This is a genomic window from uncultured Marixanthomonas sp., assembly GCF_963974425.1.
Classification (GTDB): Bacteria; Bacteroidota; Bacteroidia; order Flavobacteriales; family Flavobacteriaceae; genus Marixanthomonas.
Map to the genome: position 1 here is coordinate 1 of NZ_CAXBCK010000006.1, position 21,515 is coordinate 21,515.

Genomic DNA, 21,515 nt, shown 5'->3' on the forward strand with positions numbered 1-21,515 from the left:
TACAAAATATATTTATCTTTGGCGAGACTTGTGCAACAGGCACAATGGCTATAAGCAATTGCTTGTTCTCCCCTACTTGATAAACCCGTAGATTTTCTGTTTGGTCTGTGTATGCTAGATTGGTTTAAAAACAATATCCCACAAATGAAAAAAATACATTTACTACTATTTATATTTTTGGGTTTTAATTTAATGCAAGCTCAAGATTTTGATCAAAAAGACCTTCTTGAAAAAAGAGAAACTGCCAATTGGCTTTTAAATTATGATTTGGCCGCTTGGTATTCTACCGATATGCTAATCACAAAAGACAAAGAACGATTAGGAGAACTAGGAAGAGAATGGTTTTGTTTTCAAGACGCAACAAATACTTGGCATTCTGTATATGGTAAATATGAAAATGGAAAATACAATCAAGTTTTTCATTTTATTATAAAATCTCAAACAGAAATAATCGAAACAGATGCACAAATTGATCAGAAGTTTCTTAATAAACACGGCCAAGCATTGTCGAAAGCTTTTAATGAAATGAAGTCGGTTAGAGACTCGACATCAATACGATTTAACCACTACATAAAGGAAAATGAAAAAGGAAATTTAGATGTTTTTGTTTTTCCAGCCTTTCAACCAGACGGCACAGCAATTTATGGTGGAGAATTTGTTTACGAAATATCACCAGAAAACGAAATAGTAAATGACAAAAGCTATTATCAAGGCAAATTCTTAGGATTTAAAACGGACAAACCAGGAGAGATTTGGCTAAATTATAGAGAAAAAGAAAAACCGACTTTGGGCAGCGTTTTCTTCGTATGGTATTATAAAGACTATTTTACTAATATCTATATTGACAACAAAACAAGCTTTACAACCCTCATAAATGATGAAACGAGCTTACATTGGACAACTGTTATAAAAGACCCAAAAGAAGAAGCTAAAAAGAAAAGGCAGAAAGAACGTGAAGAAAGAAAAAAGGAAGATTAGATAGGTGTGATAAAGATGGGAAAACTAATAAATCTACATAACCTACCCTCAAAAACATCTCCTATTATATATGTGAAGTTAAAAATAATTTGTCCATTTAAAAGAAACCTGTATATTGACAAGCGTTAGTATGTAAGCTTTCATGTTCAGGAAACCGTTTTCATTTAAAGGCCGAATACGCCGTACCGAATTTGCAGTAAGTTATCTACTGCTTATGGTAGCAGTCTTCTTTATTTCTCTTTTAAATGAAATTGTTGATATTGGTACCTTAAACGTTTTTATATACTTTATAGCTTTATACTGGTTTTTCTTTTCACAAAGTCCCCGCCGTTGTCACGATTTGGGACAAAATGGGTTTTACCAATTAATCCCTTTTTACTTTTTTGTTTTATTGTTCAGTGAGGGTGAAAAACGAAAGAACAAATACGGTCAAGACCCTAAATTAACCGAACTGGAGGAGCAACAAAAATCACAATTTTCTATAAAAGAAAAAACTGTCCTTCCTGAAAAAAAGACGCTCCAAATAATAGGAAGTGAATTGCTCGCAGGAATTTTACTTACTACCTTGTTAATTGCCTTAACCGATGTATATATTAATGAAGGTATTTTAATTTTTATATATCTTGCCGAAGTTGTTGCAATTATCACTGGCTATTTTCTGCTTTTATACTTTTCTAACAGTGGAAAACCACAACCCAACCTCCCCTACTACAATTTAATTTACAGAGGACTGTTCTCTTTAGCATTAATGATTTTTATAGGATTGTTCCGGTACTTTTTCCTTAACAATATAGAAGTAAATGCTCTTGAAATAGTACAACAAGTGTTTTATGCTGGGTCTATTTTCTGTTGTACATATATTTCCTCATTAATCTATTCAGCTTCCCGAAAGCGTGTCGTATCGTATGTTAAAGCTTAAATACAATTTATTAATATCGCTTGTTTTGTTGGGCATTTTAATAGCCTTTGGTTGGTCATTTAAAACAGAAGCAAAAGAATTTATCAACTGGAATGACCGTGCCTTAACTTGGGATGACTTTCCTGAAGTTACAAGCATAGAAGGTGGTTATGATGCATCTGTCTATTCTAACTTTATATATGATGTTGATATAGACAACAAGTATTTTAAAGTATATGCGTATATGAACCCCAATAAATCGGGATATAAAAAGATTGATACTATTGGGAGTGAGCAATTATTAATACACGAACAGTATCATTTTAATATAACAGAATATTGCGCTCGCCGGTTAAGAAAAGACCTTATAAAACTTGGAGAAGATCAATTAACACAAGAAAAGCTTGAAAATCTAGTTGATAAATACAGCACGCTTCGCGATAGCTTGCAATATGTTTATGATACCGAATCTGATCACAACGTAATTCAAGATAAACAACGTTATTGGGAGTTATACGTTGATGGTCTACTACGCGAAACCGCCTATTATGAAAATGACGACATCTATAGCTATCAAGTTTTTACAGGAAAAGAAGAAGATTATTATAGATCACTTAATTATACGATTACTTGTAAGCTACAATCTGCAATTCCTGAATCTAAAGCTAAAAGCAAGTATGGCGCTGTTTATCATATAGAAAACAAAAATGACAGTACGATTATTTCATATTATAACAATGGAAAGCTTACCGAAGGAGGGTATTTTGAATCTCCTATTACAATACTCGTTAAAAAAGACAAACATCATTTTGAATCTCATTTCTATAATGAAGATATGGTGTATAGAAATAGTAAGGAACATTGCATTGTTAAAACAACTTTTGATGAAAAAGGAAACATACTTACAAAATACTATAATGATCAAGGAAAATCTGTAGAAAGAGATGGCATAGCTATAATAAAGCGTGAATTTAATACAGAAACAAACAGTTATTTTTCTTCATATTACAATGCTCAAAATAATCAGATAAAAAGAGAAGAAGGTTTTTATTACGAAAAACGAATATTAGATAATCTAGAACGTACTAAAAAAATATCGTATTTCAATTTTCACAAAAAACCAACCTACAACACCGATTTTGTTTCTACATATGAATATGAATTCAATGAAAACCATAACATTAGCAAAATAACATGTTATGATACAAAGGGAGAGTTGGCTTTCCATATTGATGGATATCAAACTGAATATCTTTATGATGAAAGAGGATACTTGCGAGAAACAAAGTTTTTAAATAAGTTCTCTCAACCAACTTCCGATATGTATGGAATAGCCCGATATCAATATACCTACGATATCTATGGAAATGTTACAGATACGAGAAATTTCAATATAAAAAACAATGCAGCAATAGGCTCGTATGAAGCTTTTCAAAACGTACAATTATTTAATAGCGATGGGCAAATAACCTTTGAAGCTGACTATTTACCAAACTACGTGCTTCAGTTTAATGAAAACAAATGGGGTGCTACCAAATACACGCACATAAACGATACTAAACGTATTCGGCATAATGTAGATGCCTTCGGCGATGAGTTCAATAGCACTATGGGCATTGGTTATGTAGAAGAATCGATGGACAGTAAGGGCAATCTACTCGAAGAAACGTATAGAGATATTGATGGAAGTTACGCAATAACACAGGATAGTATTATACAGTATCGATACAAATATGATGACCACGGAAATAATATTGAAACAACATCATATAGTTCACGTTTAGAAAAACACCCTTTTGAAAACGATGTAGCTACTACCAAATGGGAATACGATAAAAACAACAACAAAATAAAAACAACCTATTACACAACCGACAACAAGTTGGCCAATGCACTTCAAAATGTAACATACAATATATTTAAATACGATAATACCAACACTCTTATCGAACGGACAAATTATGATCGGGATATGCAACCTGCTTTATGGGATGGTGTATTTAAAACTCATTTCCAAGTAAACCGTTTTGGAAAAGATTCTTTAGTAACATACTATAATCAAGATAATAATTTACAAGGGATAGCTAGTAAGGTTTTATCTAAATACAATGAGTTTGGCACCTTAATTTCCGAACAATTTTACGATAAGCACAATCGCCCAACTTACAATGATTTTAATGCCCACCAGATAGTATATCTGTATGATAAATATCAACGTGAGATAGGATACGAATACTACGGAAAACGCGGAGAGAGAATAAATAATACGTATGGATATTTTAAAGAAGAAAAAGAGCTCACGAGTGCTGGCTTTGTAAAAAATATATCTTACAAAGATAAAAACGATAGAGCTGTATTAGGACCCGATGGGTATCACAGTATAGAATATCTGTGGAATAAAGCTGATGAAGTAGTGCGAATAAGCACTTTTGACACTCTTAAAAATTTAATAAACAACAGTGATGGTATTGCCGATATCGTTTTTCAAAAGAATAAATCTGGAATGAGTACCCGCATTTCTTATTACAATGCAGACAGAGTCTTAACAGAAGACGTTGATGGTGTCGCAGAATACTTTTACACCCCATCTCGCAATGGATTATATTATCTAGAAGAAATGAGAGATGCGTCTGGCAATCTTGTTAAAGAAGCCATTACCGAAGATGAGTTTTTAGAATAAACACTTAAAGAACGGCTAATATCGCTAGTCTTTATTTTGAGAGAGAGAATTCAAGCTTCTCAATAAAAAAGAGCCAAGTACAATTGTAGACACTATATTTTGAGCTAATTGGAATCACACTACGAAAAATACTGTGGGCAAAAATGTTGCCTTAAGAAAAGCATTGGTTTAGTTCTTTAACGGTACTACACAAATAAATAAAACACTTTTACTATTACACTATTGGTAGTAGTTTCCCGTGCTTAATAACATGTAATTTACAAAAAGAGGCAACACAAAATACAATCATCACCTTCCCTCCTTACCCGAAAAAATTCATATTATCGCTGTGATATTATATATAGTTAATGTTTTCCTTTATAAATGATCAAAAAAAGGAAAGTTTCCCTAAAAATTTGTGACTATCATAAATATTTCTATTTTTGGTAAACCAATCTGGTAAACCAGTTTTATATACTGCACATTATCAAAAAACTACACCATATATGTCTTTAAAATCCCTTATTGTTATTTATTCATCACTTGTTCTTTCTTTTGTTTCTTGCAATATTGAGTCGGAAAAAGGAATCTATGTAAAAGACTTAGCAGAATTTAATGAAGCAACTGCTAATGCGGTTCCTGGTGATCTTATTGTTCTAAAAAATGGAGTTTGGAAAGATGTTGAACTACTTTTTGAAGCAGAAGGAACTGCAAAAAACCCCATAACATTAACTGTAGAAGAAAAAGGAGAAGTAACTTTAGAAGGATCTTCAAACTTACGAATCGCTGGAAATCATCTTGTAATTGATGGACTTGTTTTTAAAAATGGGTTTACCCCAACTAACGAGGTTATTACATTTAAAAAAGACAACGAAACACTTTCAAATAACTGTCGGTTAACCTCATGTGTGATCGATAATTATAGCAATCCTGAACGCCACGAAGCTGATACTTGGGTTGCCATATATGGTAAAAATAATCGCATTGATCATAATCATTTGGCAGGTAAGAAAAATAGAGGTGTAACGATGACGGTTAGGTTAAACACCGAGGAAAGCCGTGAGAATAATCACCAGATTGATCATAATTACTTTGGTCCTCGTCAAAATTTAGGTTCTAATGGTGGTGAAACTTTACGTATTGGTACAAGCCATTATTCTCGAACCAATTCAAATACTGTGGTTGAATCTAACTATTTTGATCGGTGTAATGGAGAACATGAGATTATTTCGAACAAGTCTGGACAAAATACCTACAAAAACAATGTGTTTTATGAATGTACAGGTACATTGACAATGAGACACGGAGAAGAGACACTTGTAGATGGGAATGTTTTTATAGGAAACGGTAAACCATCAACAGGTGGAATACGCGTAATAAACGGAAAACAAACCGTTACAAACAACTACGGTATTGGTTTAACAGGGTATCGTTTTAGAGGTGCATTTGTAATAATGAATGGCATCTATAATTCGCCAATTAATCGTTATGATCAAGCTAAAGATGCGGTAGTTAAAAACAACACGTTTATTAATTGTGACCATATACAACTTTGTGCAGGTGCAGATGAAGAGCGGAGTGCGCCTCCCGTAAATTCGGTTATGGAAAATAATATTTTCTATAATGAAAGTAAGGACAGCATCTTTACTGTCTATGATGATATAAGCGGTATTGCATTTACTAATAATATTTTAAGCAAAAACATAGCACCAATAACTCCCTCTGGATTTAAAAAAAAGCAATTAAACTTGGTTAAAAATAATGCTGGATTATTAGTACCTGAGGATGCCCCTACAAATACAGGCGCTACGTTACCCGAAACAATTCTTACAAAAGAAAAAACAGGTGTTACTTGGTACTCAAAAGAAATAACAAATGCTACACTAGGTTCAGGAAAGACTATTTCTGTAGCTGCGGGATTAAATACTTTGTATGATGCCGTTAAAACCTCATCCCCTGGTGATATTATAGAGTTGAACGCATCAAAAACCTATTCGCTGTCAAAATCAATATCTATAAAACACGCATTAAGTTTTGTATCCTCTTCCGAAGAAAAACCAACTATTTTATTTGAAAAGAGATCACTTTTTGAAATTGAAAATGGTGGAAGCCTTTCACTTAAAGGTATTCGGGTAGATGGTGAAGCCTGTCCAGATAGAACGGGTAATTCGGTTATAACAACCAGTAAATATTCTATGAATAAAAATTACAAATTGTTTGTAGACGATTGTGACTTCGTTAATCTAGATGTTAATCATTCGTTTGATGTTCTTAAAGTCTATAAAAATACGTTTGCAGATACCATTAGTGTTAAAAACTCCAACTTTAACACAATTAGCGGCCATGTCATGGCACTAGATAGGGAAACAGACGATATTGGTATTTATAATGCCGAATATATTATTATGAAAAATAATAAATATGAAGACATTGGCGGAGCCGCACTTCGTTTGCACAGAGGCGGTAAAGATGAAAGTACTTTTGGCCCATTTTTAGAAGTAGATCATTGTACTTTTAATAATGTTGGTTTTAATGAAAGGAATAAATACAATTCGGCAGTTTCATTGTATGGTGTACAAGTAATACAGATTCAGAATAATATATTTAATAAAACTAAGGGAATTAATATGCACTTAGTTGTGGGCGAACCTATTGTAAATATTGTAAATAACAATTTTTATGATTCTGATAAAACTGAAATTACAGGCGATGAGAAATTCACCATTAAAAACCGATGGAATCTTAAACCAGAATTTAATGATGAAACACTCGTATTAGTTTCAAATTCAAAATTATCGGGTAAAGCAACAGATGGTTTAGACCTAGGTATTATTTCAAATAATCTTTAATGAAAAAGTTTAAAAGGTTTACAAATCCTGCCATTTTATGTACCCTATTGTTTGTTATTACTTCTTGCGATAATAAGGAGGAATCACGTCCAAATACGCTAGAAATAAACAACAGCACGCACCCTTCTCTTATTTTAACGCAAGATGGCGTTGCAAAAATAAAAGCTGAATTGGGAAACATGCCTATTTTTTCTAAAGAGTTGCAAACTGTAAAAAATGAAGTAGATGCCGAAATCGCTTTAGGGATCAATACTCCGGTGCCTAACGATTATTCTGGAGGCTATACTCATGAGCGCCATAAAACTAATTTCTTCATTATGAGAAAAGCGGGCGTGCTTTACCAATTATTAGAAGATGAAAAATATGCCAAGTACGTGCGCGATATGCTATTTCAATACGAAGATATGTACAAAAACCTACCTCCGCATCCGCAAACAAGATCGTATGCCAGAGGAAAACTATTTTGGCAATGTTTAAATGATTCAAATTGGTTAGTTTATGTTAGTCAAGCCTATGATTGTATTTATAATTACTTATCTGCGGAAGAACGTGAAAAATTAGAAACTAACCTTTTTAGACCTTTTGCAGATTATATTTCCATAGAAAATCCTCAATTCTTTAATCGTGTACACAACCATAGTACTTGGGGGAATGCTGCTGTAGGAATGATTGGTTTAGTAATGGATGATGAAGAGTTAGTAAACCGTGCTTTATACGGAATTAAAAATGACAAATTAGATGCAAGTGCAAAGGATAACGATGGAGGGTTTATAAAAAATGAAGATGGAAAAGCTGGATTTTTAGCAAATTTAGAAGAACCTTTTTCCCCAGATGGTTACTATACCGAAGGACCTTATTATCAACGATATGCTATGTATCCCTTTTTAGTTTTTGCTGAAGGACTTCAAAACTTAAAACCAGACCTGAAGATTTTTGAACATAAAGACAGTGTTTTAATCAAGTCGGTACATACTTTATTAAACCTTACCGATGCAGATGGCGAATTTTTTCCGCTAAATGATGCCCAAAAAGGTATGTCCTTTCACTCAAGGGAGTTAGTAACGGCAGTAGATATCGCTTACCACTACGGTGGAAGAGATCCAGAACTTTTAAGTATCGCCAGAAAACAAGGAAAAGTCCTTTTAGACGATACAGGGTTATCTGTGGCGCTTGGCATTAAAAACGGAAAAGACGAAGAGTTTAATAAAAAGTCAATAAAGTTAACAGACGGTTCTAACGGAAAAAAAGGAGGTCTCAGAGTTTTAAGATCTGGTAATCAAGATTTTTCTTTAGTCTTTAAATATTCTGCTCAAGGGCTTAGTCATGGGCATTATGACAAATTATCATTTTTACTTAATGAAGATGGTGATGAAGTAATTCAGGATTATGGTATGGGCCGTTTTGTGAATATAGAACAAAAAGGAGGCGGTAATTATTTAAAAGAAAATACTACTTGGGCAAAACAAACCATTGCCCATAACACAGTTACTGTAAATGAAAGTTCACATTTTAACGGGAAATATGAAATAGGAAGTAAACACCATTCAAACCTATATCTTTTTGATGCTAATAAAAAATCCATCCAGTTAGTGAGTGCTAAGGATACAGTTGCTTATCCAGGTACAGAAATGCATAGAACTATGGTGGTTATTACTGATGAAAACTTCGAAAAACCTTATGTTTTAGACATTATGAGGTTAACATCTAATGAAAATAACCAATATGACCTCCCCTACTATTTTATGGGTCAATTAATAGACACAAATTTTGAGTATAATGTTCCAAAAAGCTTAAAAGCACTTGGAACTAAGAATGGTTATCAGCATTTGTATTTAGAAGGCTTAGGATCCCCTTTTGAAGGTAACACGAAAATTTCATGGCTTAACAAAGGGCGCTTTTACACGCTTACTTCGGCACTTAAAAAAACAGATGAGCTTTTATTCACAAGAATAGGAGCTAATGATCCAGACTTTAATTTAAGAAGAGATGCCTCTATCCTATTTAGACGAAAAAATACCAAAAACACGCTGTTTGCATCTACAATAGAATCACACGGAGGCTATAGTCCCGTTTCTGAATTTGCTGTAAATACCAAAAGTACTATTTCAGAAATAAAGATCCTACTCGATACAGAAGACTATATAGCGATTCGCATTGTAGATGTGTACGACAATACTAAAGACTTTATTATGGCAATTAACAATGCCTCAGAAAACGAAAAACATATATTAATCATAGATAATAGAGAATACCAATGGACAGGTGCCTATTATTTTAAATAAGTAAAGAAAGATGAAAACATTTGGTTCAAGTAAAGAATTTTTATTGGTTGACGAAATCCCTTGGGAAACCGTTGGAGAAGGCGTTAAGCGAAAAATTATGGGATATGATGACAAAATCATGTTAGTCAATGTACATTTTGATCAAGGAGGAATTGGTCCAATGCACGAACATCACCACTCTCAAGTTACGTATGTAGTCAGCGGCGAATTTGAATTAACTATTGGTGAAGAAACTAAAATAATGAAAGGTGGAGATGCATTCTATATTCCTCCTCATGTAATGCATGGAGCTATTTGTAGAAAATCAGGGGTATTAATTGATGTATTTAGTCCTATTCGTGAAGATTTTATGGAATAACCTCATTTTTTTTGCCAATATTATTTGCACGTTAAGAAAAAGTTAATATATTTGGTAAACCAAACTGGTTAACCAATTTGGTTTACCAATAAAAAAAGGACGGGTGCACGCCCATCCTTTTTAACAAATTACTCCTTGGAGGGAAGTAATAATACACGTCGTAACTTAATAAAACATGTATTGTAAAAGTAATAAAACTATTTTTTACTAAGGCACTGAATGTTGTTTAAAGTTATCACTATTGAAAATTCGAGTAATAATCTAAACAGCTAACTTATGAACTTCAAAACAAAGCTTACTTTATCAATACTGCTTTTTAGTAGTATTATTATGGTAGCTCAAGACAAATACCTTTTAGAAGGTAAAGTGGTTTCTGCAGCAGATCAAATCCCCATTGTAGGTGCAAATGTTATCATTGAAGGAACCTCTACAGGAACCTCTACAGATTTTGATGGAAACTATCAAATTCAAGTAAAAAGTGGTGATGCGTTACAATTCTCATATGTAGGGTATGTTACCCAAACGGTAAACATTACTAATCAAACAACGCTTAACATTGGTCTAGACGAAGACGCTAATACCTTAGACCAAGTAATTGTAGTTGGTTACGGTACCCAGAAAAAGAGTCATGTTACAGGTTCTGTTGCTAGAGTTGGAGGTGAAGATGTGGCGGCGATTCAAGCTACCCGTGTGGACGAAGCATTGGCAGGTAAATTAGCCGGTGTTTTAATTCAAAACCAGGACGGATCACCAGGAGCAGATCCTAAAATCCAAGTAAGGGCAGCTTCGTCTATTAATGGTAATTCTAACCCGCTAATAGTTGTAGATGGCTACCCTATTTCGGGAAGCTTAGCAACCGTTAATCCAAACGACATTAAAAGTATAGAGGTGTTGAAAGACGCGGCTTCAGCTGCTATCTATGGCTCTAGAGGAGCAAATGGAGTTATTTTAGTTACAACCAAAAAAGGAAAAGAAGGCACTCCAAAATTCAGCTATAACACTTACACGAGTATCTCTAGTAAATATAAAAGTGACAGAATAAATATGACAGCTGGAGAATGGGCAAACACGTTAGAAGATGGTATTGCCAGTGGTAGATTTGATGTTTCTGAATTGGACCCAGAGTTTGTAAATTATAAAATAAGCGCCTACAGAAATTCTCCTGATGTTTTGGCTGTAGAAGATTGGCTTTATGGAAGTGGTTATAGCACAAACCATGATTTTAGCTATAGCGGAGGTACAGAAAAAGCAAAATATTTTGCTTCCATTGGTTATCAAAATACTGATGGTATCGTTAGGACGGAAGCTTATGAAAGACTTAATGCTAGGTTAAATATCGATGTTGACTTGGGAGACAAATTCAAAACAGGATTAAGTTTCAATGGTTTTGCATCGGATAGAGACATCATCGCTCATGACCAGAGAGACCTTTTAAGAGCTTATAATGTTAGCCCTATTTATCATACAGCAGCATCTATTGCATTTGTTCAGCAACTCGATCAACAAGCCCAGGCTTTAGGACTAGATCCTTTTGACGATGGTTATAGAGGAGGCAACGCACCATTTAACAGCAGCATTTATACATTAGAACCCGGCGATACCGCTCAAGACTGGCATTATGGTAGAAGTGGTAATGGTATTGGAGGAACTGGAGATGCAGGTCCCGCAACGAAGCTTGACAATACAGACCGATATCAAAAAACTTATTTCGCTAACTTAACTACTTTCTTTCAATACAACATCATCGATGATTTAAACATAAAGGCTGTTTTAGGAGCAGATATTCGAGATACTAAAGACTATTTTTGGAGAGGACTTGAATTTGATTCTCAAGCTCGTAGCAATCAAACTGCCTTAGATGAAACAAATGTAAAACAGAGTTCAACCTTAAGTGAAACTACGTTGAATTATGCAAAAGAAATAGGGAGTCATAATATATCTGCAGTAGCTGGAATTGAATTTCAAAAAATTCATTTTAAAGGTACAGCTCAAGCAGGTACAAATGTGCCTTTTAGCGATATTGTAAATTATAACCTATTAAAACCTGAAGATATCACAGTAACGGAAAGAGATGAAACTATTTCTAGATGGAGCTATTTTGGAAGAATTAATTATGCCTTTGACAATCGGTATTTGGTATCGGCATCACTGAGAAGGGATGGTGATTCTCGTTTCGGGGCTAATAATAAATACGCAACATTCCCTGCGTTCTCTATAGGGTGGAATGTGCATAACGAATCTTTTTTCAACATTGATTTTATAAGCTTATTAAAGCCAAGATTTAGTACTGGTTCTTTAGGGTCTACTTCAGATTTAGGAGCATACAATTCATTGAGTTTATTAAATCCTCAAGCTACAGTGTTAGGCACTGGGTTTTTAATCCCTTCAGATGTAGCAAATTCAAATTTAACTTGGCAAACTAATACAGAGACTAATTACGGTATCGATTTAGGATTTGTAAACAATCGTATTAGAATGGGAGTAGATTTCTACACCTCAGATATTGAAGATATCTTAATTAATCAAAGTGTATCTGAAGTCTTCGGAACCCCTTCAATAAGACTTAACTCTGGTGATGTAAGAAGTTCTGGTGTAGAAGTTGAGCTATCAGCAGGCATTATAAGAAAAGAAGATCTAAGTTGGGATTTTAGCGCAAACATATCTACAGTAAAAACAGAAATTACAGATCTAGGGGGGCTAGATGAATTACCTCAGGCTATATACGGTCAAAGTGGTAGAGGCCCCGTATTTAGAAACTATGTAGGTGGAGAAATTGGTGAGATGTGGGGTATAGAAACTATTGGAATGGTTGAAGATAGCTTTATAGAAGATCCAACAAGAGCCATCGATGTTAATAGTTCAGCATACTACGTGGTAGATCAAAATGGAGATGGTGTAATTGACAAGACAAAAACAGTTGAGGAAGGTGGCGATTTAGTAAAGATTGGTCAAAATACACCAGAATTTTACTACGGTTTTAATAGTACACTCAACTTTAAGGATTTTGATATGTCATTCCAATTTCAAGGAGCTCAGGGAGGCGATGTTTGGAACGTAGACCCCATTTATTATAATTCTGAATTTGGAGGAAGAGTACGTGATAGTTTTGATACTAATAGTGATGGTATTGCAGATCACAATGGTGAATTTTATTTAGACTCAAATAATCAACTAGATGCACAACTACAAGATGCCTCTTTTTTAGCCTTGAGAAACTTGACTATAGGCTATACTTTTAAACCAGAGTTGACTAATAAAATTGGTATTAATTCAGCAAGAGTATATGTTGCAGCTACCAATTTACTGTACCTATGGGGAGATGATTATACCTCATATAACCCAGAGGGTGTAGACACTACGCAAAGTGATTATCTAGGACCAACTACTTATGGGGTTCAAATAGGATCAAGTCCTATTGTTAGAAGCTTTACGTTTGGTTTTAATGTTAATTTTTAAAGTAAGAAAAAATGAAACATATATATATATTATTTTTAGGATCATTATTTTTAACACTATCATGTAGCACAGATTTAGATGAATCTCCACCAAATATTGCTAGTTCAGATTCATTGACAGATTTTGAGGGAGTTTTAAGTGCCGCATATTATTATCAACTTGGTGCTGTTACACCAATGGCAGTGATGGGCGACTTTAGAGCAGATAATGCTTTAATGTTAGAATCTCCCTATACTGAATTTGATACGTACGGACCTGGTTTAACAGCAATGGAAGATCAATATTTTGGCCCCTTCTACACGGCTTTATATAGATCAGTATTAAGTGCCAATAACGTAATTGAAAATTCAACAAATACTAGTCAAATAGGTGAAGCTAAATTTTTAAGAGCGCTATCCTACTTTAAACTAGTACAAGTATTTGGTGATGTTACTATAATTCTAACTTCACCAGATATTGGCGACATCCCTACGTTTGATTTAACAAGACAACCAGCTGCAGAAGTATATAACAATGTAATCATTCCAGATTTACAAGATGCAATTAGTCTTTTAAATATTACAAATACAAATGGTAGAGCATCAAAACTTGCGGCGCAAAGTTTATTAGGTAAAGTCTATGTGCATATGGGCAATTTTGGTAGTGCGCAACCACATCTAGCTGATGCTGTAAACGGAGCTGCGGCTGGAGACGTTAGTTTACTAGAAAACTATGCAGACATTTTTGTAACTGACTTAAATTCTGAAATTATTTTTGCCACCCAAATATCTAGTTCTTTAGAAGATGAGTATGGTTTTTCAGACTTTTGGTCGTGGTATTTAGGAAATGACACAAAATCTCCTAGACCATTAGATGCAAGTTTAATTACTGCTTTTGATGCAAGTCCTGGTGATTTAAGAAGAGCAGTAAATATAGATGAGGTAAACGCAAGATCTCCAAAATACCCTCAAGTGGGAGGTCCAGATCACGACTGGATAGAATTAAGATTAGCAGATGTTATCCTCTTATACGCAGAAACATTGAATGAAAATGGAGCCTCCCCTGAGAATGTACTTGATCTTTTAGATCCTATACGAACTAGGGCTGGATTAGCTCCATTGGATCACACTGTTATTAATACTCAAGCTTTAATTAGACAGGCTATTTATGACGAAAGAAGATTAGAGTTGGCCTTTGAAGGACAAAGATGGTTTGATTTGGTCAGAACAGGTACTGCTGAAGCTGAAATAGGAGAAACGATTAACCCTAATTACTATTTGTTTCCAATTCCAATTTCAGAAATCCTTGCTAGTGATGGAGTAATTACTCAAAATCCAGGCTATTAATAATACTTGGATAAATATGAATATTGTTGTGAGTTTTGATGTGAGTAAGTGAGTTTATATAGTATTATAACTAGATAATAACTAAAAGCATCAAAACATCCCAATTAGAATTAAAATTGTAGTAAGAATATAATTAACAGATATTTAGTTATATTTTAAATATTTAAAAAGAATGAATGTTAACCTTAGGATCGTATTGAATTATTTAACTTTAAATCATATTAGTCTGGTTAACCAATTATTGAATATATAGTTTTATGAAAGTAAAAATCCATACTACAAATGAAAATCACATACTTCAAAAGGAAGTGATTGTTAAAATAAGGGAGCTTATAAATCACAAAAATTTAGAACCTGGAGATAAGTTACCCTCTGAAAGAATGTTATCAGAGAAATTTGGAGTTACAAGAAGTATTATTCGTAACTCAATTCAAAAGTTAGAATTATATGGGTTATTAAAGTCTATTCCACAAAGTGGGACTTTTATTGCTAACATTGGTGTAATTGCAATGAACGGAATGATCGATGACATATTACGTTTAGAAGATCCCGACTTTAAATCGCTCGTTGAAACAAGAATACTTTTAGAATTGAAGACCTCAAGACTGGCTGCAATACGTAGAACCGAGGAAGACATAATAGCAATGAAAGAAACATTAGATGCATATGCAACTAAAGTTGAAAAAGGTGAAGATGCGGTTCAAGAAGATCTATTATTTCATTTAGCCATAGCCAAAGCTAGTGGAAACACTACCATGAATACTTTTATGTTAATTATTACCCCAGAAATTATAACCAATTTTAAAAAGTACCATGTCTGTGATAAAGAGCTTGCTTATCTAGGAATTGAAGAACATAGGCTAATTTATGAAGCAATAAAGGAAGGTAATCCTCAATTAGCTAAAAAAAGAATGAAAGAACATTTTGGAGAACTTTATAAATACTGCTACAATGTAGAAATGTAATGTTAGATACTATGTTGCACGCTTGTATCTAAAAATCAAAATATAAATTGGAGGGAGTTAATATTCATGTTAAAGATTATTTCTACACGATATTAAGCTTTTCTACTTATTAATTATAAAACCTTTTCAACCTACTTAAATAGGTTGGAATAGAAACTACACGCCTTATTCTAAGAATATGGATGTAACTGAAATAAAAAAGCATGAAAATAAAAGGACTTAGATGGTGGATTATTGGGCTTGTTTGCCTCGCCACAATTATAAATTATATAGACAGGTCGGCCTTAGGTATAATGTGGCCTAAAATGAGTAAAGATTTAGGTTTAACAGAAGCAGATTATGCGTGGGTTATAAACATATTTACAGCAACCTATGCCGCAGGTAAATTCATCTCAGGAAAAGTCTATGATAAAGTGGGTACAAAAATTGGATTTATATTATCCATTGCACTTTGGTCTCTTGCTTCTGCACTTCACTTCTTTGCTAAAAGTGCCGCTTCACTTGGTATATTTCGAGGACTTTTGGGATTAGGTGAAGCAGGAAATTGGCCTGGCGCCGTAAAAAATAACGCCGAATGGTTTCCTATACAAGAACGAGCTTTAGCTCAAGGTATTTTTAATGCTGGAGCAGGAATAGGATCTATTGTTGCTGCCCCTACAATTGCAGAACTATTTGGAGCCTATGGATGGAAATTAACCTTTGTAATCATTGGTTTACTTGGGTTTCTGTGGATAATCCCTTGGTCAATAATAAACAAAAAAATACCACTCCTCCACCCTTGGATTACAGATAAAGAACGAAACCATATTGTAGCTGGTAGGCATATAAGCAGACAAAACGAAGTAGCCGGAAAAGGACTAAGTGTGAGAAAAATTTTATCTAAAAGAGAATCCTGGGGGGTAATTATCTCAAGACTTTTCATTGAGCCTATCTGGTGGTTATTTGTATTCTGGATGCCTATCTATCTTTTTAAAGAGTTTAATTTCAATGTAAAGGAAATTGGCTATTACGCCTGGTTTCCTTATGTAGGAGCTATGATAGGAAGCCTCGCGGGTGGATGGTATGCACAAAGACTTATTAAAAGAAAGACGGTAGATTATAGCAGAAAAAAAACGATAACTATTGGGGCTATCATTATATTCATTTCAATCATTGGCGCTATCTTTTTCGCAGACACCCCATTAAAATTTGTGTCTTTTGTTTTTGTGGTCTTATTTGGCTTCCAATTTTCAATTAGTAATATCCAAACAATTCCAAGTGATCTCTTAAGTGGTAAATCTGTTGGAACTTTAGCCGGTTTAGCAGGAAGTATTGGAGCCGTATCAGTTATAATTATGAATTGGCTAATACCTATAATTACAACAGAATCATACACCCCAGCATTTATTATCCTTGCGGTGCTAGCCCCATTAGCAGTACTATCCATTTTAATATTGGTCAAAAAAATTGAGCCTATAGATATTGAAGAATAAAAAAGAAAAATTAATAAAAACTAAATTAATGTATTATGAGTAACTTAAAAGAAAAAATAGCAGTAGTAACAGGAGCCACAGGAGGTATTGGTTTTGCCGTAGCTAAAAGGTTAGGCAATGATGGTTACACAGTAGTAATAAATGGTATCGATAATGAAGCAGGTGACAAAAGAGTAAAAGAACTTAAAGAAGATGGAATCAATGCCGAATATTATGGATTCGACGTTACAAGCGAAGAATCTGTAACATCTAACATACATGCAATCGGAAAAAAGTACGGTAAAATTGATGTTCTTGTTAATAATGCAGGTGGTTTAGGAGGTAGATCCAGGTTTGAAGATATGACAACTGATTTTTACAGATCCGTAATGGCATTAAACCTCGATTCTGTATTTTTTGCTTCCAGGGCAGCAATACCATACCTTAAAAAAGGCGAACACGCTTCTATTATTAACTATACCTCAAATGCAGGATGGACCGCTGGAGGACCAGGAGCAGGAATTTACGGAACATCTAAAGCTGGTGTACACGCTATAACAAGAGCACTTGCAAAAGACCTAGCGGAATATAGTATTAGAGTAAATGCAGTATCTCCCGGCACGATTGATACTCCATTTCATGCTCAAATTAAAGCAACAAAACCAGAGGTTTTTGCTTCTTGGGCAAATAATATAATGTTGGGTCGTTTAGGTCAGCCAGAAGATGTAGCTTCTGTAGTTTCATTTCTTGCAAGTAAAGATGCTGCATTTTTAACAGCTGAAACCATTCAAGTTGGTGGTGGACAAGCGCTGGGGATTTAAAAAACAGGTTAAGTTATAAAACTATTCAACTAGTGTAAATTCAGTAATTAAATTCAAACGATGAATAAAGTTGTCACATTTGGTGAAATTATGTTAAGACTCTCAACAGAGCGTCATTTAAGGTTTTCTCAAGCAAAAACATTTGCAGCCTCCTATGGAGGTGGAGAGTTTAACGTTGCAGTATCCTTAGCAAACTATGGAGTTCCCGTTGAATTTGTTACTAGATTACCCGATAATGAAATTGGAGCTTGCGCCTTAAAAGAGATGCGCAAATTTAATGTGGAATCTAAAAATGTTTTATATGGAGGAGATAGACTAGGCATCTATTATTTTGAAACTGGTGCAGGAACTCGTAGTAGTAATGTAGTGTATGATAGAGCAAATAGTTCTATGGCAACAATTACAGTAGGATCTATTGACTGGGAGTCAGTATTAAAAGATGTAAAATGGTTTCATTGGAGCGGAATTACTCCCGCTATTTCAGAAACTGCTGCCGAAGTTTGTTTAGAAGCATTAAAAGTTGCACATAAATTAGGAATTACAATTTCTTCAGATCTAAATTATAGATCCAAATTATGGCAATATGGCAAGGAGCCAAGTGAAGTAATGCCAGAACTTTTAAAATATAGCAACATTATTTCAGGAGACATTGATACCGCGTTATTTATGTTAGGAAAAGAACAAGCAAGCCCTAACTATCAAAACGAAACAACATTACCTATTTTATACGATCAAATTTTTAAATTATGTCCTAATTTAAAAATTGTAGCTACCACAATAAGATATTCTGTGAGTGCTTCGCATCAAAGAATAGGAGGAGTTTTATACGATCGTAAAACCTTGTATAGTGCAGATGTAAAAGAAGTAACGCCTGTAGTTGACAGGGTTGGAAGTGGCGATGCATTTATGGGCGGATTAATCTACGGAATACTTAAAGACAGTAACGATAAACAAAAGGCATTAAACATTGCTGTTGCTGCTTGTTGTTTAAAACATACTATATCTGGCGATTGTAATTTAATTACCCTTAAAGAAATTGAAAAACTATTAAGCGGAGACGCTTTTGGGGAAGTTTCAAGATAAACGAAAATTTAATGGCACAATACTCAAGAATTGAAGTTGCAAATACCATGAATAAAACGGGGTTAGTCCCGCTGTTCTACAACAATGATATTTCAATTTGTAAAAAAATACTAGATGCTTTATATAGTGGTGGAGCAAGATTGTTCGAGTTTACCGCTAGAGGTGACTTTGCTGAAGATATTTTCAGTGAATTGAATAAATATGCAATAGCAAAGCTACCTGGAATGATTTTAGGCGTTGGCTCAATAACCGATGGCTCATCAGCATCACGGTACTTAGCATTAGGCGCAAACTTTATTGTAACACCAGTTTTAAGAGAAGATATAGCTTTAGTTTGCAACCGAAGAAAAGTATTGTGGTCCCCCGGTTGTGGTTCCTTAACCGAAATTGCAAAAGCTGAAGAGCTTGGCTGTGAAATTGTTAAGTTATTTCCTGGAAGCGTATATGGTCCCAAATTTGTAAAAGCGATTAAAGGTCCGTGTCAATGGACCAGTATTATGCCTACAGGAGGGGTCTCCCCTACTCGTGAGAACTTAGAAGGTTGGTTTAAAGCTGGCGCCACCTGTGTGGGGATGGGTTCAAAATTAATTAGTAAGGACGCTCAAGGAAATTATGATGTATCTCGTATTGAAAAACTCACTAAACTATCCTTAGAAATAATTTCAGATTTGAAAAAATAATACTAAGAAAAACAACTATTTATCTAGAAGAAATATCCTATTGAAGTGGGGGTTTTAGTAAATTTTACTTTAAAGTTCTTACAATTTTATAAAACTTAAGAATTAAACGAGTGTTATGCTTTCACAACTAGTTATTAAATAATCACATTGAAAACTATCTAAACAATTAAAAAATTAAAATAATGAAGAAAGTAGCAATAAATGGTTTTGGCAGAATAGGTCGAGCAGCATTTAAAGTAATCGGAAGTACTACAGATTTAGAAGTGATAGCTATAAACGATTTAATGAGCATCGAAAATGCAGCGTATGCTTTAAAATATGATAGTGTGTATGGCACCTATAATAAAACGATTACGCACGATACCGACCACCTCATTGTTGATGGGGTAAAAATTAAATACACATCAATTAAAGAACCTGAATTATTACCTTGGGCAGCCCTTAATGTGGATGTAACAATAGAAAGTACTGGCTTTTTCACAAATATGAAGGATGCACAAAAACATATTCAAGCAGGAGCCAAATTTGTTATAATTTCAGGCCCTACAAAAGATACCCCCATGGTTGTTCATGGAGTAAATAATAGTAAGGATAAAATGACTGTTTTTTCTTGCGCAAGTTGTACTACAAATAATACCAGTCCGATTATAGAAATTCTAGGACGCCGTGTTGGTATTAAAAAAGCAATTCTTAATACCATTCATGCATATACTACTTCTCAGTCACTTGTTGACGGACCTTCAAATAAGAATTTTAGAATGGGAAGAGCTGCTGGAGTAAACCTTGCTCCATCTACCACTGGAGCAGCAATTGCAACTACTAAAGTAATCCCTAAATATGAAGGTAAATTTGATGGTGTCGCCATTAGGGTTCCCGTTCCAGTGGGCTCAATCTCTGATATTACTTTTATAACGGAAAGACCAACATCACTTTCTGAAATAAATTCAATATTAAGGGAAGAGTCAAAAACGAAAAGGTATGATGAAGTAATTGCCGTTACTTCAGACCCTGTAGTGTCTAGTGATATTATTAAAAGTCCATTTGCCGCGACAGTAGACTTGCAAATGACCAAAGTGGTTGATGGAGACTTAGTTAAAGTTATGGCATGGTATGATAATGAATGGGGGTTTACTAATCAAATGATTCGTTTAGTTCAAGAAATATAATTTATTTAGTGCTTAAAGGTTAAACAGTATAGAAGCTCACTTTAAATTACTTCGATGTCAACTAAGTAGGGACATTTAAAAACAGAAGAGTTTGAGTCCTTTTTTAGTAGAATAAAAAAGAAATTCATTAAATAGTTTTTACGCCAAGAATAGAAAAAAAGAGATTATCATTATTAGACAATCTCTTTTGTCGGGATGAGAGGATTCAACCCTAATCTATAACACCTTGTTAACCAATAAATTGGACTTCACATTATTTCAAAGGTCACCGAATCGGACATATTTTACTAAACACAACAATAACTTTTGCAGTTCTCTACGCAATTTCAAATTTAATATTTTTTACTTATAAGTATATATAAAACCCCTATATTTTAAGATAGATTAAATTAAAAAAAATATTTATCATATTAATTACCTGTCAAAAACATTTAAAACCATCCCATTGTCGTCAGATTCCTTTCTTTTTTTGATAGCAAAACACCAATATTTTGGAATTGACCGGACTGCATAAAGCCGGTCACAAGTTCCCTTTTTATAAGTC

At 34.1% G+C, this 21,515-nt stretch carries 14 protein-coding genes; all 14 read left to right on the forward strand.

Features of this window, described 5'->3' with window-relative positions; translation table 11 throughout:
* The first annotated feature begins 144 nt into the window (after positions 1 to 144).
* The 14 genes from AACZ92_RS02520 to AACZ92_RS02585 all read left to right on the forward strand — a co-directional run bounded on the left by AACZ92_RS02520 (position 145) and on the right by AACZ92_RS02585 (position 20,971).
* Positions 145 to 978 carry a hypothetical protein gene (locus tag AACZ92_RS02520; RefSeq protein WP_339696754.1) on the forward strand — a complete coding sequence of 278 codons (834 nt, stop codon included), beginning with the start codon at positions 145 to 147 and terminating at the stop codon, positions 976 to 978.
* Positions 979 to 1,120: 142 nt separating this feature from the next.
* Positions 1,121 to 1,897 carry a DUF805 domain-containing protein gene (locus AACZ92_RS02525; RefSeq protein ID WP_339696757.1) on the forward strand — a complete coding sequence of 259 codons (777 nt, stop codon included), beginning with the start codon at positions 1,121 to 1,123 and terminating at the stop codon, positions 1,895 to 1,897.
* The gene (locus AACZ92_RS02530) at positions 1,884 to 4,556 is read left to right on the forward strand and encodes a hypothetical protein (protein WP_339696760.1); all 2,673 of its coding nucleotides are present in this window, start codon (positions 1,884 to 1,886) and stop codon (positions 4,554 to 4,556) included. Before AACZ92_RS02525 ends, AACZ92_RS02530 begins: the two co-directional genes overlap by 14 nt.
* A gap of 485 nt (positions 4,557 to 5,041) precedes the next feature.
* Positions 5,042 to 7,384, forward strand: a complete 2,343-nt coding sequence (locus tag AACZ92_RS02535) for a chondroitinase-B domain-containing protein (protein WP_339696763.1) — start codon at positions 5,042 to 5,044, stop codon at positions 7,382 to 7,384.
* Positions 7,384 to 9,666: an alginate lyase family protein gene (locus AACZ92_RS02540; protein ID WP_339696765.1), complete on the forward strand. Its 2,283-nt coding sequence runs from the start codon at positions 7,384 to 7,386 to the stop codon at positions 9,664 to 9,666. The genes AACZ92_RS02535 and AACZ92_RS02540 overlap by 1 nt, the downstream gene beginning before the upstream one ends.
* A gap of 10 nt (positions 9,667 to 9,676) precedes the next feature.
* Complete coding sequence (locus AACZ92_RS02545) at positions 9,677 to 10,024, forward strand: cupin domain-containing protein (RefSeq protein ID WP_339696768.1); 348 nt, start codon at positions 9,677 to 9,679, stop codon at positions 10,022 to 10,024.
* A gap of 276 nt (positions 10,025 to 10,300) precedes the next feature.
* Complete coding sequence (locus tag AACZ92_RS02550; RefSeq protein ID WP_339696771.1) at positions 10,301 to 13,480, forward strand: TonB-dependent receptor; 3,180 nt, start codon at positions 10,301 to 10,303, stop codon at positions 13,478 to 13,480.
* Between the two features lie 11 nt (positions 13,481 to 13,491).
* Complete coding sequence (locus AACZ92_RS02555; protein WP_339696774.1) at positions 13,492 to 14,805, forward strand: RagB/SusD family nutrient uptake outer membrane protein; 1,314 nt, start codon at positions 13,492 to 13,494, stop codon at positions 14,803 to 14,805.
* 257 nt (positions 14,806 to 15,062) lie between these two features.
* The gene (locus AACZ92_RS02560) at positions 15,063 to 15,770 is read left to right on the forward strand and encodes a FadR/GntR family transcriptional regulator (RefSeq protein WP_339696776.1); all 708 of its coding nucleotides are present in this window, start codon (positions 15,063 to 15,065) and stop codon (positions 15,768 to 15,770) included.
* Positions 15,771 to 15,973: 203 nt separating this feature from the next.
* Entirely contained in the window at positions 15,974 to 17,242 is a 1,269-nt protein-coding gene (locus AACZ92_RS02565; protein ID WP_339696778.1) for an MFS transporter, read from the forward strand.
* Between the two features lie 35 nt (positions 17,243 to 17,277).
* A complete protein-coding gene (locus AACZ92_RS02570) occupies positions 17,278 to 18,042 on the forward strand; it encodes an SDR family NAD(P)-dependent oxidoreductase (RefSeq protein ID WP_339696781.1) in 765 nt (254 codons plus the stop codon).
* Between the two features lie 60 nt (positions 18,043 to 18,102).
* Positions 18,103 to 19,125, forward strand: coding sequence for a sugar kinase (locus AACZ92_RS02575; RefSeq protein WP_339696784.1), 1,023 nt, complete (start codon positions 18,103 to 18,105; stop codon positions 19,123 to 19,125).
* Positions 19,126 to 19,136: 11 nt separating this feature from the next.
* Positions 19,137 to 19,805: a bifunctional 4-hydroxy-2-oxoglutarate aldolase/2-dehydro-3-deoxy-phosphogluconate aldolase gene (locus AACZ92_RS02580; protein ID WP_339696787.1), complete on the forward strand. Its 669-nt coding sequence runs from the start codon at positions 19,137 to 19,139 to the stop codon at positions 19,803 to 19,805.
* Positions 19,806 to 19,987: 182 nt separating this feature from the next.
* On the forward strand, positions 19,988 to 20,971 hold the full coding sequence (locus tag AACZ92_RS02585) for a glyceraldehyde 3-phosphate dehydrogenase NAD-binding domain-containing protein (RefSeq protein ID WP_339696789.1): 984 nt from the start codon (positions 19,988 to 19,990) through the stop codon (positions 20,969 to 20,971).
* Positions 20,972 to 21,515: the final 544 nt, after the last annotated feature.